The organism is Sphingobium sp. WTD-1 (assembly GCF_030128825.1).
Lineage (GTDB): Bacteria > Pseudomonadota > Alphaproteobacteria > Sphingomonadales > Sphingomonadaceae > Sphingobium.
In genome coordinates this window covers 605,963-622,226 of record NZ_CP119127.1, presented here as the reverse complement: position 1 = coordinate 622,226, position 16,264 = coordinate 605,963, and the positions used below count along the sequence as shown (strand labels likewise).

The following is a 16,264-nucleotide window of genomic DNA, read 5'->3' as shown; positions in this document are numbered from 1 at the left end:
CGGGGCTCGCAAAGGGCTTTTCCTGCGCCGCCGACGCCCTACTATGGCCGCCCGTTCATGCGGCACGCCGGATATTCCATGACCAGCACGATGATACTCGATCCCATCACCCATGCCGCGCTTCGGGTCGCACCGGGCAATGGGGCCGCCTTCGGGGATGCCGTCAACCAGACCCTGATCTTCCCGACCGAGATCGACGCGATCCAGCGGGAATATCCGATCCTGATTCAGCGCGATGGCCAGGGCGCTTGGCAGCTCACCGCGCTGCTGGGGTTCGATCGCGACGAAAATCTGTTTCTCGACGCGGGAGGCTGGACCGCACGCTATGTGCCCGCCGTCCATCGGCGCGGCCCTTTCCTGATCGGCATGCAGCAGCGCGACGGCGAAGATCATCCCGTGATCCATGTCGACCTCGACGATCCGCGCGTCGGCGCCGCGGGCGAAGCGCTGTTCCTGCCCCATGGCGGCAACGCGCCCTATCTGGATCATGTCGCCGATGCGCTGCGCACCATTCATGAGGGCCATGGCCTGAGCGCGCCGATGTTCGCAGCGTTCGAACAGGCCGGGCTGCTGGCGCCGGTCGCGCTGGACATCGCGATCGACGATGCGCAGCGCTATGACATTGCCGGTCGCTTCACCATCGATGCCGATCGGCTGGAGGCGCTGGATGGTCCGACGCTGCAGGCACTGCATCAGGCGGGATTGTTGCAACTGGCCTATGCGATCCGCTCCTCGCTCGCCAATATCGAGGATCTGATCGTGCGCAAACGGGCGCGGCAGGCGGCGTGACGCTGCGCCAGACCCGGCGGATCGCCGCCAGCGAGCTGACGCCTGGCTGGCTCGACGATCTGATGGCGGCGCAGAGGCCGGTCGTGATCGGCGGACTGGTCGATGGCTGGCCACTGGTCGCTGCCGGGCGGCTGTCGGCGCAGGCGGCGATGGACCGATTGCTGGCCAATTATGGCGGCGCGCCGGTCACTGGCTATGTCGGGGCGCAGGAGGCCGGGGGCCGGTTCTTCTACAATGATGAACTGACCGGCTTCAATTTCGATCGCGGGCAGGCGTTGTTGCCCCATTATCTCGATAAAATCCGGGCGGACGCCAATGGCGACGGGCCGGCCATCTATATCGGATCGACCGATGTCGACCGCTATTTCCCCGGTCTGCGCGCCGACCATGACCTGCCCGGCCTGTTCGGCGAGGCGGTGCCGACCGTCAGCCTGTGGATCGGCAATCGCACGGTTGCCGCGACTCATTATGACAGTTCGCACAATCTGGCCTGTTGCCTGGTCGGGCGGCGGCGCTTCACTTTGTTTCCGCCCGACCAGGTCGGCAATCTCTATCCCGGCCCGCTGTCGCCGACGCCCGGCGGCCAGGTGGTCAGCATGGTCGATCCCGCTGCGCCCGACCTGGCGCGCTACCCACGTTTTGCGCAGGCACTGACGGCCGGCGAGGTGGCCGAACTGGAGCCGGGCGACGCGCTCTTCTACCCGGCGCTGTGGTGGCATCAGGTCGAGGCGCGCGATGGCTTCAACATCATGATGAACTATTGGTGGGATGCCGTCCCCGACTTCATCGACACGCCGATGGCGACGCTGCTGCACGGGCTGCTCAGCATCCGCGAGCGGCCGGAGCCCGAGCGCATGGCCTGGCGCGCGCTGTTCGACCATTATCTGTTCGGACCGGCACAGGATGCGCGCGACCATCTGCCCGATCATGCGCTAGGGCCGTTGGCGCCGCTGACGCCGCTGGAGGCGCGGCGCCTGCGGGCGATGGTGATGCAGCGCCTCAACCGCTGAGGCGGCGGCGCCAATCGAGCGTTGCACGCGATTTATGATAACGCTATCAATTGCGCAAATCGCAAGGAGAGGATGATATGACGATCAAGCGCGGAATATGCCTGCACGCATGGCCGCTGGCTCTGGGACTGGCGCTCGCCGCTTGCCAGCAGGCGCCGGAACAGAAGACCGAGCCGGCGGCCGGCAATGCCGCGAGCGGCAAGCGCGATGCGTCCGAATATCTGTCCCAGCCGCTGGTCAGCGACATCTACACCGCCGATCCGTCCGCCCATGTGTGGAACGGCAAGATCTATGTCTATCCCAGCCACGACATTGACGGGCCGACGCCCGAGGATGATCTGGGCAGCCATTTCGAGATGCGCGACTATCATGTCCTGTCGATGGACAAGATCGGCGGGCCGGTGACGGTCGGGCCGGTGGCGCTGGACGTCAAGGATGTGCCCTGGGCCGACAAGCAGATGTGGGCGCCCGACGCGGCCTACAAGAATGGCACCTATTATCTCTACTTCCCGGCCAAGGACAAGGAAGGTGCCTTCCGCATCGGTGTGGCGACCTCGAAGGATCCGATGGGGCCGTTCAAGGCGCAGCCACAGCCGATCAAGGGCAGCTATTCGATCGATCCGGCTGTCTTCACCGATGCCGACGGGCAGAGCTATATCTATTTCGGCGGCATCTGGGGCGGCCAGCTGCAGCGCAATATCGGCGGGAAATATGATCCGAATGGGTCGAAGACCGACCTGAAGCAGGATGACAAGCCGGCGATCGCGCCACGCGTCGCCAGGCTGAACGGCGACATGCTGGAATTTGCGGAAACGCCGCGTGAGATCCAGATCCTGGACGACAAGGGCAAGCCGCTGCTGGGCGGCGACCATGATCGCCGCTTCTTCGAGGCGTCATGGATGCACAAACATGATGGCAAATATTATTTCAGCTACTCGACCGGCGACACCCATTATCTGGTCTATGCCGTCGGCGATTCTCCTTATGGCCCCTTCACTTACAAGGGCCGCATCCTGGAGCCGGTCGAAGGCTGGACCACCCATCATTCGATCGTCGAATGGGGCGGCAAGTCCTGGCTCTTCTACGCCGACAGCCAGTTGTCGGGGCAGACCCGCCTGCGCAACGTCAAGGTGACGGAACTGCGCTACAATGCCGATGGCAGCATCCAGACGATCAATCCGCTGCTGCCCAAGAAGGGCGCCGCGCACTGAGGGTTGAGGGAAGCGCGGCGATCAAGTCGCGCTTCCCCTTTCATGTCATGCGCCGGACAGCGTGGTCCATTTTTCATCGCCCGCCGCATTGGCGATGACGGTTTCGACAAAGCCCATGGTTTGCAGACCGTCTCCGACCGACGGGAACCAGGCTTCGCCGCCCCGGATGCGCGTGGCGAAGGCGCGATAGAGATTGGCGAACGCCTCGATATAGCCTTCGGGATGGCCGCTGGGCGTACGCAGCAGCGGCAGGGTCGAGGGTAGCAGGCCGGGGCCTGCCGCGCGCAGCACTTCGGTGGGCCGATCCAGCCAGCGCAGGGTCAGCGTGTTGGGCTCCATTTGTGCCCATTCCAGCCCGCCATGTTCGCCATGGATGCGCAGTTTCAGGCCATTTTCGTCGCCGGCCGCGACCTGCGTCGCCTTGAGGATGCCGCGCGCGCCATTGTCGAGGCGCAGCAGCACATTGACGTCGTCGTCGAGCCGGCGCCCCTCGACATGGATGCTGAGGTCGGCGCAGATTTCGCTGACGCGCAGGCCCGACACATGTTCGGCGAGGTGCAAGGCATGGGTGCCGATGTCGCCCAGACAGCCGCCCAGGCCCGCACGGGCCGGATCGGTGCGCCATTCGGCCTGCTTGTTGCCATCACGGTCGATCGCCTGGCTGAGCCACCCTTGCGAATATTCGACCTGCACCAGCCTGATCCTGCCAAAATCACCGCGCGCGACACGTGCCCGCGCCTCTTCCACCAGCGGATAGCCGCTATAGGTGAAGGCGAGGCCGAAATGCCGGCCGGAGCGTTCGGCGGCGGCGGCAATCTGGCGCGCTTCGGCTAGATCGAGCGCCATCGGCTTTTCGCAGAAGACATGGAAACCCGCGTCAAGCGCGGCGATTGCCATCGGCGCATGGAGATGATTGGGCGTCACGATCGACAGGGCGTCGATCCGCTCGTCCGCCGGCAACGCCTGTTCGCCCGCCAGCAGCGCGTCGAGCGAATCATAGGTCCGCGCCGGATCGATTCCCAGCGCCTCGCCCGAGCGCCGGTTGCGATCAGTGTCGCCGCTGAAGGCGCCGGCCACCAGCCGCCAATCGCCATCCAGTGCCGCCGCGGCGCGGTGGATCGCCCCGATAAAGGCGCCTTCGCCACCGCCGACCATGCCCAGACGCAACGCTCTTCCCGCCATCCTCTTCTCCTTCGTAATTAGTCGACAGACCGTTCATTCTGCCTCTTGATCTTCCGATCATATTGGAACAGTTTACCGGTAAATAACACCAATAGACAAGACGGAGAGTCGAGGGTGCACAGGGTAATGGGCTTCGGCCTGGTAGCGCTCGCAACGGGCGCAGTGATGATCCCCGCGATGTCGAGCCAGGCGCAGACCGCACCAGCGGCGCCGCCGGCCTTCAACGCCTGCCGCGCCTGTCACAGCGTGCAGCCCGGCGGCAAGAGCGGCCTTGGCCCCAATCTGGTCGGCGTGGTCGGCCGCACCGCCGGCACCCTGGCCGGCTTCAACTATTCCCCCGCGCTCAAGGCTTCGAAGCTGAAATGGGACGAGAAGGCGCTGGACGAATATCTCGCCGCGCCGACCAAGAAGGTGCCCGGTAGCCGCATGCCCATTTCCACGCCCGATCCGGCCAAGCGCGCCGCGATCATCACCTATCTCAAGAGCGTGAAATGACGGCGGCGAAGGGCGCGATGCGCGGCCCGGCCATCTTCCTGGCGCAGTTCATGGGTGATGCCGCCCCGTTCGACAATCTGGACAATGCCGCGCGCTGGATGGCGCAGGCGGGCTATAAGGGCATTCAGGTACCCAGCAATGATCCGCGCTGCATGGACCTCAAGCTGGCGGCGGAAAGCCAGGATTATTGCGACGAACTGATCGGTCGCTGCCGCGAGGCCGGGGTCGAGATTTCGGAACTGTCGACCCATTTGCAGGGCCAGTTGGTCGCGGTCCATCCGGCCTATGATGCCGCCTTCGATGCTTTTGCGCCGGCCGAGCTGCGCGGCAAGCCGGCCGAGCGGCAGGCCTGGGCGGTCGAGCAACTCAAGCTGGCGGCTATGGCCAGCCGGCGGCTCGGGCTGAAGGCGCATGCGACCTTCTCCGGCGCGTTGGCCTGGCCCTTCGTCTATCCCTGGCCGCAGCGGCCGGCGGGTCTGGTGGAAGAGGCGTTCGCCGAACTGGGGAAGCGCTGGCGCCCGATCCTGGACGCGTTCGACGAACAGGGGATCGACCTCTGCTACGAACTGCATCCGGGCGAGGATCTGCATGACGGCCTGACCTTCGAGCGCTTCCTGGATGCGGTCGGCGGCCATAAGCGCGCCAATATCCTCTATGATCCCAGCCATTTCGTGCTGCAGGCGATGGACTATCTGCAGTTCATCGACATCTATCATGACCGCATCAGGATGTTCCACGTCAAGGATGCGGAGTTCAACCCGACCGGTCGCGCGGGCGTCTATGGCGGTTATGTCGACTGGATCGACCGGCCCGGCCGCTTCCGCTCGCTGGGCGACGGTCAGGTCGACTTCACCGGCATATTCTCGCGCCTCACCCAATATGGCTATGACGGCTGGGCCGTGCTGGAGTGGGAATGCTGCCTGAAGCATCCCGAGGATGGCGCACGCGAAGGCGCGCCCTTCATCGAGGCACACATGATCCGCCGGCCCGAACGGGCCTTCGACGATTTCGCAGGGGGCGGTGATCCCGCCAACAACCGGCGCTGGCTGGGGCTCAGCTGACGCCGCAACCGACGATCGACACATGTCCTGACCGGAAGGCCGGCGGGACCAAAGGGAGAGGAGCCGACATGACGGCGATTAACCGGCACAGACTTTTCTGGCTGAGCGTCCTGGCGCTGTTCACCGCCTCGATGAGCGCATCGCTCCGCGCGGCGGTGGCGAGCAGCCTGAAGGCGGAATGGATCGACCCGATCGCCCCGATCGCGGCCGGCGAGATGATCGGCGCGGCGCTGGGATCGGCCTTCCTGGGCTTTTCCATCACCGTCTTCGTCGTCAGCGCCTTTCTCGACACGATCGGCATCCGCCGCGTGCTGATCGGCTGCGGCATCGCCTTCCTGATCGGCACGACGCTGATCGTGGGTGCGGGCAGCATGGCCACCGGCATGACCGTCTATCGCCTCGTATGGCTGGGCATGCTGCTGTCGGGCATCGGCTGGGGCTTTGCCGAAGCATCGATCAATCCGCTGACCGCCCGCCTCTATCCCGAGGATACGACCCATCGCCTCAACGTGCTGCATGCCTGGTATCCCGGCGGATTGATCGTCGGCGGCCTTGCCGGCGTGTTCCTCGCCTCCGCGCTTCCCTGGCAGGCGATCATGGCGCTGGCCTATATCCCGGCCATCGGCGTCGTATTGATTGCCTCCACCACCCGCTTCCCCGCGCCGCCCGCCACCGCCGGCAGCCGGGCGATGAAGGACATGATGCTGGAGGTGGTCCGTCGCCCCAGCTTCTTCCTCTGGTTCGGCGCGATGTTCCTGACCGCCTCGTCCGAACTGGCACCGGGCCAGTGGCTTGACGTCGCGCTCAGCAACCGGGTCGGCATGCGCGGCATATTGCTGCTGGTCTATGTCAGCGCGCTGATGTTCGTGTTCCGTCATTTTGCCGGGCGGATCGCCGGCCGCCTGTCCAACCCCGGCCTGCTCTGGGTATCGAGCCTGCTCGCCGCGATCGGCCTGTTCATGCTGTCGCAGGCACAGTCGCCTGCCTCCGCCATCCTCGCCTCCACGGTCTGGGGGCTGGGCGTGTGCGCGATGTGGCCGACGATGCTGGCGTCGGTGGCCGAACGTTATCCACGCGGTGACGCCTGGGCGCTGGGGCTGGTCGGCTCTGCCGGTGCGCTTGCCAGCTTCTTCGTGCTCCCCCGGCTGGGCGAGATGTTCGACCAGGCCAAGGTGGAACTGGCCGGTGGGCCGGAAGCCTTCACCCGCCTGACCGGACCGGCGCTGCGCGCGGTGGAGGATGCGGCCGCGTCGCAATCCTTCGCCCGCCTCGCCTTCGTGCCGCTGATCCTGCTGGTCGTCTTCGGGCTGATCTGGTTGTCCGACCGACGCGCCGGTCGCCGGGCGGAGGCCGTGGCATGAAGCTGTCGCGCAGAAACCTGATCGCCGCCGGCGTCGCTGCTGCCGCCACCCCCGCCATCGCCGCTGCGGCCGGCAAGGGCCCCTCCAATGCCGCCCGCTTCTCGCTCGGCTACGCCCCACACGAAGGCAGCTTCGCCAGCCGGGGCGGATTGCTGGAGCAGATCGCCTATGCCGCCGACCAGGGCTTTCGCGCCTGGGAGGATAATGAAGCGCGCAAGCGTCCGGTCGAACAGCAGGAGGCCATGGCCAGGGCGCTGGCGCAGCGCGGCATGACCATGGGCGTGTTCGTCGCCAGCATGCCCAAATGGGCGGAGTTCCGTCCGCTACTGGGCGGCAATGACGATGCCGAACGCGAAGCCTTCCTGGCCGACATCCGCACATCGGTGGAGGTCGCCAAGCGCCTCAACGCGAAACATGCGACCGTCGTCACCGGCTTCATGGACCGCAAGGTGCCGGTCGATATCCAGACCGGCCGGATCATCGATTGCATGCGCCGTGCGGGCGACATCGTCGCGCCGCACGGGCTGACGCTGGTGATGGAGCCGCTCAATACCCGGATCAACCATCCCGGCGTCTATATGCAGTCGATCGCCCAGGGCTATGCAGTGGCGCGCGGCGCCAACAGTCAGGGCGTCAAGATATTGGCGGACCTCTATCATGAGCAGATCCAGTCCGGGAACCTGATCCCGACGCTGGAGGCCTGCTGGGCGGAGGTCGGCTATATCCAGTTCGGCGACAATCCCGGCCGCAAGGAACCGGGCACCGGCGAGATCAACTACGCCAATATCGTCCGCTGGCTGCGGGGCCGCAATTATGGCGGCGTGATCGGTATGGAACATGGCAATTCGCTGGCCGGACGCGAGGGCGAGGATCGGCTGGTCGCCGCCTATCGCGCGATCGACCAAATATAGGATGAGAGGAGGACGAGGATGAAAATCATCCCGACAGGCTTTGCAGGGACGGGTATCGCGCTGGCCACGGCTCTGCTGGTGGGCACAGCGGCGCAGGCGCAAGACAAGCCTGGCAAGCTGGGTTTCAAGGACACGCCGATCCTGCCCGGCGGCAACTGGCACGTCCATGATCCCGATCGCCCCGCCCCCACCGTCGTCACCCCGGCGGCACAGCCCGGCGGCGCACCGTCCGACGCAACCATCCTGTTCGACGGCAAGTCGCTCGACGCGTGGCGCGGTGAGCGCGGCCCCTGGACGCTGGAAAAGGGGATCATGACCATCCCGCCCCGCAGCCAGAGCGGCGGCGAGAACAACCTGATATCGAAGCAGGAATTTGGCGACGTCCAGCTGCATCTGGAATTTCGTTCGCCCAACCCGCCGACCAAAAGCTCGCAGGATCGCGGCAATAGCGGCATCTGGTTCATGCAGCGCTATGAAGTGCAGATCCTGGATGGCTATCAGAACCCAACCTATGCCGACGGCACGGTCGGATCGGTCTATGCGTGGAAACCGCCGCTGGTGAACCCGTCGCGCCAGCCAGGCGAATGGCAGAGCTATGACATCATCTTCGAGCGGCCGCGCTTTGCCGCCGATGGCAGCCTGGTCCGGCCCGCCTATGTCACCGCGCTGCTGAACGGCGTGCTGGTGCAGAATCATCAGGCGATGCTGGGCGCCACCAAATGGCGTTCGATCGCCCAATATCAGGCCCATGGGGACAAGGCGCCGATCCAGCTGCAGGATCATGACAGCCCCGTGTCGTTCCGCAACATCTGGGTCCGGCCGCTGCCGGACGAAGCCATCGCACAGGATCTGAAGGGAGCAGGACAATGATGGACCGCAGACATGCACTGGCGGGCATGGTCGCCATGTTCGGCGCCGGGCTGTTCGCGCCGCTGGCGCGCGCCGCCGGGGTGATGCCGGCCGCCGGCGTGATCGACCAGGGCGCGCCCAGCCTGCAACTGTTCACGCCCGATCAGCGGGCGCTGATGACCGCGCTGTGCGAACGCATATTGCCGGCGACCGACACGCCCGGCGCGATCGAGGCCGGCGTCCCCGCCTATATCGAGAAATTGCTGGCCGACTGGTCGGTGGCGGAGGATCGCGATCCGATCATCGCCGGCCTCGCCGAAATCGATGCCCGCAGCTGGCAGGATTACAAGATCCCCGCGACCAAGGCATCGGCGGCGCAGCATGACGCGCTGCTGACCCTAGCGATGAACGACCAGATCCCCAAGGGCGAGGAGTTTTTCGAGGCGTTCAGGCAGATGGTGATCGTGGGCTATTACACGTCCGAGATCGGGATCACCCAGGAACGCGAATATCTGCCGGTGCCGGGCGAATATAACGGCGCCTTCCCCTATTCCCAGGTCAACAAGGTCTATTCCGCATGAACCTCAACCGTCGTTCCATGATGCTGGGCGCCGGCGGCCTGGCCGCCCTCGCTGCCTCCCCCTTCGCCGCGCAGGCCGCCAAGGCCTCCGGCAAGATCGCCAGCGTCGGCCTGCAACTCTACACCGTGCGCGAGCTGTTCGCCGCCGATCCGGTCGCCACCTTGGAGAAGGTCGCCAAGGTCGGCTATCGCGAGGTCGAATTTGGCGGTGGCGGCTATGACGCCATGGATCACAAGCTGCTCCGCAGCACGATGGACCGGCTGGGCCTCACCTGCCCGTCGCTGCACATCGGCTATGACGCGCTGCTCGACAAGTTCGACGCCAGCGTGGCGATGGCAAAAACGCTGGGCGCGGGCACCGTGGTCCTGCCCTATATGGTCGACAAATATCGCAATGCGGAGGCGTGGAAGGCCGCGCTGGTCAACATCAACCGCTTCGGTGCGCAGCTCAAGGCCGCGGGCCTGGGCTTTGCCTATCATAATCATGATTTCGAATTCACCACCAAGCCGGACGGCGTCAGCCTGTTCGACCAGCTGGTGAAGGCATGCGACCCCGACCTCGTGAAGATCGAACTGGATCTCTACTGGGCGATCTATGCCGGGCAGGATACGCAGGCGCTGATCCGCAGCCTGGCCGGCCGCGTCTATTCCTACCATGTGAAGGATATGCGCGCGGACCGCAGCATGACCTCGGTCGGCAGCGGCACGGTCGATTTCGCCGCGATCTTCAAGCTCAATGCCATCGCCGGCGTCCAGCATTTCTATGTCGAGAATGACCAGGCGCCCGCGCCCTATATTCCCGACATCACCAAGAGCTTCCAGACGCTGCACGCGCTGCGCTTCTGACCCCCACCTGCCTCAAGACAGAAAACTCCAGGAGAGGACATCATGGCTTCGACAGACAGGTACGATGCGATCGTCATCGGTTCGGGCATCAGCGGCGGCTGGGCCGCCAAGGAATTGACGGAAAAGGGGCTGCGGGTGCTGATGCTCGACCGCGGCCATATGGTCGAACATGGCGAGGATTATACCTATGACGGCAAGCCCGCTTACGAGGTGCCCGCCCGCAACATCATGCCCGACCCGCTCAAGCAGAGCGATTATTTCATCGCCCAGCATGGCTATGTCGCCCCCAGCAACCAGGCCTTCTACAATAATGACCGCCTGAACCCCTATGATTATGGCGCGGGCAGCAAATTCTACTGGATCCGCCCCGCGGCGGTTGGCGGCAAGTCGCTGATCTGGGGCCGCTGGAGCTTCCGCTGGAGCCCGGCCGATTTCGAGGCGAACAAGCGCGAGGGCATCGGCGGCGACTGGCCGATCCGCTATGAGGATCTGGTCCCTTGGTACAGCTATGTCGAAAAATATATCGGCGTATCGGGATCGCGCGAAAATCTCACCTATCTGCCCGACAGCGAGTTCCAGCCGCCGATGCCGATGAACATCGCGGAAAAATGGATGAAGCAGCGGCTGGAGACGCAATTCCCCGGCCGCAAGATGATCAATGCGCGCCTGTCCAACATGACCGAGGACAAGCCCGAGCAGAACCGCACCAAATGCCAGCTGCGCAACCAGTGCGGCAATGGCTGCTCCTTCGGCGCCTATTTCTCGACCCAGGCGGTCACCCTGCCGGCTGCGCGGGCAACCGGGCGGCTGACCTTGCGGTCCGACGCGGTCGTCACCAACCTCGATTATGATCCGGCGACCAAGAAGGTCAGCGGCGTGCGCTTCGTCGATGCCAAGACCGGGCAGGCCGAAACCGTGACCGCGCGGCTGGTGTTCCTGTGCGCATCGGCCCTGGCCTCGACCCAGATCCTGATGAACTCGCGCCCGGCGGGCAGCGGCAAGAGCCATTTCGACAGCAGCGGGACGCTGGGCCGCTATGTCATGGACCATATCTTCCGCGTCGGCGTGAAGGGCGACATCCCCGGCATGGAGGAGTTCATCGAATATGGCCGCCGCCCCGGCGCCATCTATGTCCCGCGCTTCCGCAACAATGGCGACAGCGAGGATGTCGGCTTCAAGCGCGGCTATGGCTATCAGGGCGGCGCCTATCGCGAGCCGTCCAAGCCGGTCGGCTTCGGCGCATCGATGAAGCAGGGCATGCGCAAATATGGCGGCTGGAAATTCCAGATGGGCGCCTTTGGCGAATGCCTGCCCTATGAGGATAATTATGTCGCGCTGAGCGCCGACAAGACCGACCGGTTCGGTATGCCGCTGATGCAGTTCAACGTCACCTTCCGCGACAATGAGATGCGGATGATGGCCGATGCCCGCGAACAGGGCGAAAAGATGCTGCGTGCGGCCGGCCTGACCAATGTCACCAGTTCGGTCCGCGAACATGTGCCGGGCGATGCCATCCACGAAATGGGCGGCGCACGCATGGGTGCCGATCCGCGCGCATCGGTGCTCAACCAGTGGAGCCAGGCGCATGATGCCAGCAATCTGTTCGTCACCGACGGTGCGCAGATGGCGTCCATCTCCTGCGTCAATCCGTCGCTGACCTTCATGGCGCTGACCGCTCGTGCGGTTGACCATGCGGTCAAGGAAATGAAGGCAGGCCGGGTCTGACAGGGGCGGCTCACTCCCGACGCTGTGCTGCGCCGCAAAACCGGCTATCAGGGGCCATGAGGATGAGCTTCTGATGGCCCGGCGGCGGGAAAATGGCGTGACGATCCGCGCCGTGGCGGAACGGGCCGGCGTGTCGGCGATGACGGTATCCAACGTCATCAACGGCGCCGGCCGGGCCAGCGCGACCACGGTCGCGACGGTGCAGGCGGCGATCGCGGAGCTGGGCTATGTGCCCAATCTGGCCGCCCGGCGCCTGGCCAAGGCGCGGGCGACGACGGTGGGCCTCATCTACAGCAACCGGCGCACGCCCTTTCTCGATGCGGTGCTGGTCGGATCGCTGCGCGCGACCAATGCCAATGGACTGCAACTGATCCTGCGCGACGGCGATGGCGTGACGCTAGACGAGGCCGAACGCATTGCCCAGGAACTGGTGCGCAGCGGCGCCGACGCACTGCTGCTGATCCCGCCCTTTGCCGAGCAGTTGAGCGGATCGGCGATATTGCCGGCGCTCGGCGTGCCCTTCGCCGCGATCGCCACCGGCACGCCTCTATCGGGCATATCGACGGTGCGGATCGACAATCAGGCGGCGATGGAAGCGCTGACCCGGCGTGTCATCGCCGATGGCCATCGCCGCATCGCCTATGTCGCCGGCCCCGATCATTACAGCGTGGTCGCGGCCCGGCTCGACGGCTTCTACGCCGCCCTCCAGGACACCGGCCTGCGCGTGGACGACAGCCTGATCGTCGAGCACAGCGCATTCGACCATGCATCCGGCATGGCGGCGGCGCAGGCGCTGCTCGCCCGGCCCGACCGGCCGACCGCGATCCTGTGCAGCAGCGACGATCTGGCGGCGGGCGTCATCGCCCAGGCCGGACAGATGGGGCTGACCCTGCCCCATGATCTGAGCGTCACCGGGTTCGATGATACCATCCTCGCCTCGCGCGTGTGGCCGCCGCTGACCGTGATCCGCCAGCCGGTCGAGGACATGGCCTTTCGCGCCACCCAATGCCTGATCGGCGCGCTCGGCAAGGGTGGGATGCGCGTCAGCGACGAGATATTCGACCATCAACTGGTGCAGCGCGCATCGATCGCGCCGGCCAGCACTTAGGGCTTCACCGGGTTGCGCGGATCGCCGCCCTTTCAGCAACAGGGGACAGAGCATCATGGAAACGAGCAGAAGGGAATTGGCGGCGATGATGGCATTGGGCGGCGCAGGCATGGCCCTGTCCTCGACACAGGCCTCCGCACAGGCCGCGACCCCGGTTCAGGCGAAGCTGGTCCATCATGTCTTCTTCTGGCTGAAGCGGCCGGGCAACCAGGCAGATCGCGACCAGTTGATCGCCGGCCTGCGCACGCTGCGCGCGATCCCCGTGATCCGCGACCTGCAGATCGGCGTGCCCGCCAGCACCGAAAAGCGCGATGTGGTCGATTCCTCCTTCGACGTGTCGGAACTGATGATTTTCGACAATGCGGTCGACCAGAAAGTCTATCAGGACCACGAAATCCATCAGGCCTTCGTCAAATCCTGCGAACATCTGTGGCAGAAGGTCGTGGTCTACGACATGCAGACGCTCGTCTGAGCATATCTGTGAGGGCGCTGCCGGCCATCCCGTCGATGGCGCCCGATTGCCCCGTGCTGCATTGATGCGGTCGGCCATGCCAACCGATGCAAACGATTTCTATTCTGGTGAACTGCCTTTTAAACAAAGGCTTGTCTGCATCGGCAAGTTAATGGATTTTCCTCTGAAGAGGAAAATCTGGAGCGGGCGAAGGGATTCGAACCCTCGACCCCAACCTTGGCAATTCGCCCGAAGCATATTTTCTGTGTTTTTCGATTCTATCCTAAAACAGCAAAAAGCACGCATTTCTGCCGTTTGTTTGCGATCGAGATTCGTCAGTGTTATCCTGCCCTACGCCCGGATTTGACCTCCAGGACTTATAAAATAAGCAAAATCAGGTCGAAATCGGGAAAAAGTAAGCAGATTTTTGGGTCATTTGGCAGGCGACTGAAATCATGGCGAAAATCACAAAAACGCTCATCGAAGCTCAGAAACCTTCGAAAGATGGGGTCAAAGGTTCGAATCATCTTCTGTGGGACAGCGAGCTGCGTGGCTTCGGTGTTTCTATCGGCCAGAGCCGGCGAAGTTTCGTCGTTCAGTACCGTTTGCCGAACGGACAGAGCCGTAGAAAGGTGATCGGTCGGTTCGGGTTGATGACTGTGGAGGAAGCTAGGCGGCAGGCTCGCATCATTCTTGGCGATGTCGCCAATGGGCGAGACCCTGTCGAGGATGCCCGGTCGAGCGGGCAGGGCTATACTGTAGACCAGATTTGTGACTGGTACCTTGAGCGAGCCTCAGCCGGCAAAATCATCGGCAGAAGCCGCAAGCCGATCAAGGCATCCACTCTGACTATGGATCGAAGTCGTGTCGATGCCCATATCCGTCCGTTGCTAGGCCACAGAATAATTGCCACATTGAAGCTCGGTGATATCGAAGGCGCCCAAGCCGACATCGCTGCTGGTGCGACCTCCAAGCCCAGGGTGGGCAGTCGTGGGGGAGCCACCAAAGGCGGCGAAGGCGTAGCCTCGCGCTGCATGTCTACGCTTCACTCGATTTTCGAACATGCCGTACGACTTGGCGAAATCGAAAGAAATCCCGCGAGAGGCATTCGCAGAATTGCGAGCACGCCCAAAATGAGGTGGCTCTCTCAGGCTGAGATCAGGAAGCTCGGCATAGCGCTCAGAGAAGCTGAAGCAGATGACGAGCATCCTACCGGGATAGCCGTGATCCGATTGCTGTTGCTGACTGGCTTTCGTCGGCTCGAAGCACTCAGTCTCGAGCGCGACTGGCTCCTTGATGAGGAGAGCGCGATCCACTTCAGGACGACAAAAACGGGGGCGCAACGACGCGTGATAGGTCAGCCTGCTCTCCAGCTTCTTTCGGCGCAGGCCGATTCGGGTTCGCGATATTTCTTCCCAGCCGATTGGGGAGAAGGCCACTTCATCGGCATAGTGCGGGTCTTGGATAGAATTTGCCATCGAGCAGGACTCGAAGGCGTGACACCGCATGTCTTGCGCCACACTTTCGCAAGTGTCGCAGGCGGGCTTGGCTACTCCGAACTCACGATTGCGGCACTGCTGGGACACGCGTCCCGCGGCGTCACGCAGCGCTACATCCATATCGACGAGCCGCTGCGCGCGGCCGCAACGGCGGTAGCCGAGTATATCGATGAACTTTTGCGAGGGTGCAGATGATCGCCCTCCACCATCATGACATGGAGATAAGCCCCTTATGCGAGGTCGGCCGTTTTTCAGCGAAGCATCTACGCCAGAGCGATGGCTCTTTTTCGCTACCAGACGTTATCAGCCTGCAACTATTCCGAAGAATGTGATGGTGGCCTCTTCGTGCCGAGGAGGCGAGCCGGATCATCCCAAGCGGTGAGACATATGAAAGAGGCAGATGCCCAGACGCGCGATGCTTTGGTCCCGCAAAGCGCAGCCTTATTCAGCGGCAGGACGGAAACCGCCCAGTTAGCATCCCCAATCATCAATCGCTCTTCGATTGCCTTCGTTTGTGCTTCGACGCGCGGAGCCGCGGCCCTCGACGCGAGCTCGCTCAGGGCGCGGCCCAGGAAAGCGCAGGACTGTGGTGGCGACAATATCCCCGATGCCACTCTCACAGCACAGATGATCCAGGCCTGGCGGGCTGGCACAGTCGACCGGGCTCGAAATGAATTTCATTCCTGCCGCCTCCACATTCGCATCGATCACAGGACGCGCGAACAATGAAGCGCGCGATAATCCTTGCCGTTTCTCTCCTCGCCGCATGCGATATATTGCCTCGCGATCCGGCCGGCACATCGAAGCGGATTGCTGAGCGACGAAGCTTCACGGTCGCACTCGCGGATCCCACTGTGCACGAAGCGGCACAAGTCCGGACGCTGGTATATGAAATCGAGCGGCGAACCCGCGCGAAGGCACAATGGCGGCCAGGCGCGGGCGAGGCACTTTTCCAGCAGCTTGACGACGGTACGCTTGACCTGGTGATCGGACGTTTTTCGGCCGAGAGCCCCTGGGCGATGGATGTGGCATTTGGTCCGCCTCTCTCGACGACGGGAACGAAAGACGCGCCGCTGCAACTCAAGGCGGCCATGCGCAACGGCGAGAACCGGTGGATCATGACAATCGAGCGTGCGAGCCGCGCGATTTCGCAGGAGGCGCGCGACGAATGAGCGATACAAGTCTT

At 63.8% G+C, this 16,264-nt stretch carries 16 protein-coding genes; 15 read left to right on the top strand and 1 reads right to left on the bottom strand.

Going from position 1 to position 16,264, the window contains the following annotated elements; genetic code table 11:
- The first annotated feature begins 78 nt into the window (after positions 1-78).
- From N6H05_RS03210 to N6H05_RS03200, 3 genes are all read left to right on the top strand, one after another.
- A complete protein-coding gene (locus N6H05_RS03210) occupies positions 79-789 on the top strand; it encodes a SapC family protein (protein ID WP_284112676.1) in 711 nt (236 codons plus the stop codon).
- Entirely contained in the window at positions 786-1,799 is a 1,014-nt protein-coding gene (locus N6H05_RS03205; protein WP_284112675.1) for a cupin-like domain-containing protein, read from the top strand. The genes N6H05_RS03210 and N6H05_RS03205 overlap by 4 nt, the downstream gene beginning before the upstream one ends.
- A 77-nt stretch (positions 1,800-1,876) precedes the next feature.
- Complete coding sequence (locus N6H05_RS03200) at positions 1,877-3,010, top strand: glycoside hydrolase family 43 protein (RefSeq protein ID WP_284112674.1); 1,134 nt, start codon at positions 1,877-1,879, stop codon at positions 3,008-3,010.
- Positions 3,011-3,055: 45 nt separating this feature from the next.
- On the opposite strand, the gene N6H05_RS03195 is transcribed toward N6H05_RS03200, so the two are convergent.
- The gene (locus N6H05_RS03195; protein ID WP_284112673.1) at positions 3,056-4,192 is read right to left on the bottom strand and encodes a Gfo/Idh/MocA family protein; all 1,137 of its coding nucleotides are present in this window, start codon (positions 4,190-4,192) and stop codon (positions 3,056-3,058) included.
- A 126-nt stretch (positions 4,193-4,318) separates the two neighbouring features.
- On the opposite strand from N6H05_RS03195, the gene N6H05_RS03190 reads away from it, so the two are divergent.
- The 12 genes from N6H05_RS03190 (at position 4,319) to N6H05_RS03135 (ending at position 16,250) form a co-directional block, all read left to right on the top strand.
- A complete protein-coding gene (locus N6H05_RS03190) occupies positions 4,319-4,687 on the top strand; it encodes a c-type cytochrome (RefSeq protein ID WP_026109143.1) in 369 nt (122 codons plus the stop codon).
- A complete protein-coding gene (locus N6H05_RS03185; protein ID WP_284112672.1) occupies positions 4,684-5,748 on the top strand; it encodes a sugar phosphate isomerase/epimerase family protein in 1,065 nt (354 codons plus the stop codon). The genes N6H05_RS03190 and N6H05_RS03185 overlap by 4 nt, the downstream gene beginning before the upstream one ends.
- 68 nt (positions 5,749-5,816) lie before the next feature.
- Positions 5,817-7,109 carry an MFS transporter gene (locus tag N6H05_RS03180; RefSeq protein WP_284112671.1) on the top strand — a complete coding sequence of 431 codons (1,293 nt, stop codon included), beginning with the start codon at positions 5,817-5,819 and terminating at the stop codon, positions 7,107-7,109.
- Positions 7,106-8,020, top strand: a complete 915-nt coding sequence (locus N6H05_RS03175; protein WP_284112670.1) for a hydroxypyruvate isomerase family protein — start codon at positions 7,106-7,108, stop codon at positions 8,018-8,020. Before N6H05_RS03180 ends, N6H05_RS03175 begins: the two co-directional genes overlap by 4 nt.
- A gap of 18 nt (positions 8,021-8,038) precedes the next feature.
- Positions 8,039-8,890, top strand: a complete 852-nt coding sequence (locus tag N6H05_RS03170) for a 3-keto-disaccharide hydrolase (protein WP_284112669.1) — start codon at positions 8,039-8,041, stop codon at positions 8,888-8,890.
- Positions 8,887-9,450 carry a gluconate 2-dehydrogenase subunit 3 family protein gene (locus tag N6H05_RS03165; protein WP_004209525.1) on the top strand — a complete coding sequence of 188 codons (564 nt, stop codon included), beginning with the start codon at positions 8,887-8,889 and terminating at the stop codon, positions 9,448-9,450. Before N6H05_RS03170 ends, N6H05_RS03165 begins: the two co-directional genes overlap by 4 nt.
- Positions 9,447-10,295 carry a sugar phosphate isomerase/epimerase family protein gene (locus N6H05_RS03160; RefSeq protein WP_284112668.1) on the top strand — a complete coding sequence of 283 codons (849 nt, stop codon included), beginning with the start codon at positions 9,447-9,449 and terminating at the stop codon, positions 10,293-10,295. Before N6H05_RS03165 ends, N6H05_RS03160 begins: the two co-directional genes overlap by 4 nt.
- A 42-nt stretch (positions 10,296-10,337) precedes the next feature.
- Positions 10,338-12,020 carry a GMC oxidoreductase gene (locus N6H05_RS03155; protein WP_284112667.1) on the top strand — a complete coding sequence of 561 codons (1,683 nt, stop codon included), beginning with the start codon at positions 10,338-10,340 and terminating at the stop codon, positions 12,018-12,020.
- Positions 12,021-12,093: 73 nt separating this feature from the next.
- Entirely contained in the window at positions 12,094-13,128 is a 1,035-nt protein-coding gene (locus N6H05_RS03150; RefSeq protein WP_284112666.1) for a LacI family DNA-binding transcriptional regulator, read from the top strand.
- A 55-nt stretch (positions 13,129-13,183) separates the two neighbouring features.
- A complete protein-coding gene (locus tag N6H05_RS03145) occupies positions 13,184-13,600 on the top strand; it encodes a Dabb family protein (RefSeq protein WP_284112664.1) in 417 nt (138 codons plus the stop codon).
- 434 nt (positions 13,601-14,034) lie between these two features.
- Entirely contained in the window at positions 14,035-15,273 is a 1,239-nt protein-coding gene (locus tag N6H05_RS03140; RefSeq protein ID WP_284112663.1) for a tyrosine-type recombinase/integrase, read from the top strand.
- 530 nt (positions 15,274-15,803) lie between these two features.
- Positions 15,804-16,250, top strand: a complete 447-nt coding sequence (locus N6H05_RS03135) for a hypothetical protein (protein WP_284112662.1) — start codon at positions 15,804-15,806, stop codon at positions 16,248-16,250.
- Positions 16,251-16,264 lie beyond the last annotated feature (14 nt).

What these genes read in the sequence shown, in the direction of transcription:
- N6H05_RS03190 (WP_026109143.1), top strand. Translation starts at nt 4,319, where the DNA reads ATGGGCTTCGGCCTGGTAGCGCTCGCAACGGGCGCAGTGATGATCCCC.
- N6H05_RS03210 (WP_284112676.1), top strand. Translation starts at nt 79, where the DNA reads ATGACCAGCACGATGATACTCGATCCCATCACCCATGCCGCGCTTCGG.
- N6H05_RS03135 (WP_284112662.1), top strand. Translation starts at nt 15,804, where the DNA reads ATGAAGCGCGCGATAATCCTTGCCGTTTCTCTCCTCGCCGCATGCGAT.
- N6H05_RS03200 (WP_284112674.1), top strand. Translation starts at nt 1,877, where the DNA reads ATGACGATCAAGCGCGGAATATGCCTGCACGCATGGCCGCTGGCTCTG.
- N6H05_RS03155 (WP_284112667.1), top strand. Translation starts at nt 10,338, where the DNA reads ATGGCTTCGACAGACAGGTACGATGCGATCGTCATCGGTTCGGGCATC.
- N6H05_RS03150 (WP_284112666.1), top strand. Translation starts at nt 12,094, where the DNA reads ATGGCCCGGCGGCGGGAAAATGGCGTGACGATCCGCGCCGTGGCGGAA.
- N6H05_RS03175 (WP_284112670.1), top strand. Translation starts at nt 7,106, where the DNA reads ATGAAGCTGTCGCGCAGAAACCTGATCGCCGCCGGCGTCGCTGCTGCC.
- N6H05_RS03165 (WP_004209525.1), top strand. Translation starts at nt 8,887, where the DNA reads ATGATGGACCGCAGACATGCACTGGCGGGCATGGTCGCCATGTTCGGC.
- N6H05_RS03140 (WP_284112663.1), top strand. Translation starts at nt 14,035, where the DNA reads ATGGCGAAAATCACAAAAACGCTCATCGAAGCTCAGAAACCTTCGAAA.
- N6H05_RS03160 (WP_284112668.1), top strand. Translation starts at nt 9,447, where the DNA reads ATGAACCTCAACCGTCGTTCCATGATGCTGGGCGCCGGCGGCCTGGCC.
- N6H05_RS03145 (WP_284112664.1), top strand. Translation starts at nt 13,184, where the DNA reads ATGGAAACGAGCAGAAGGGAATTGGCGGCGATGATGGCATTGGGCGGC.
- N6H05_RS03185 (WP_284112672.1), top strand. Translation starts at nt 4,684, where the DNA reads ATGACGGCGGCGAAGGGCGCGATGCGCGGCCCGGCCATCTTCCTGGCG.
- N6H05_RS03170 (WP_284112669.1), top strand. Translation starts at nt 8,039, where the DNA reads ATGAAAATCATCCCGACAGGCTTTGCAGGGACGGGTATCGCGCTGGCC.
- N6H05_RS03195 (WP_284112673.1), bottom strand. Translation starts at nt 4,192, where the DNA reads ATGGCGGGAAGAGCGTTGCGTCTGGGCATGGTCGGCGGTGGCGAAGGC.
- N6H05_RS03180 (WP_284112671.1), top strand. Translation starts at nt 5,817, where the DNA reads ATGACGGCGATTAACCGGCACAGACTTTTCTGGCTGAGCGTCCTGGCG.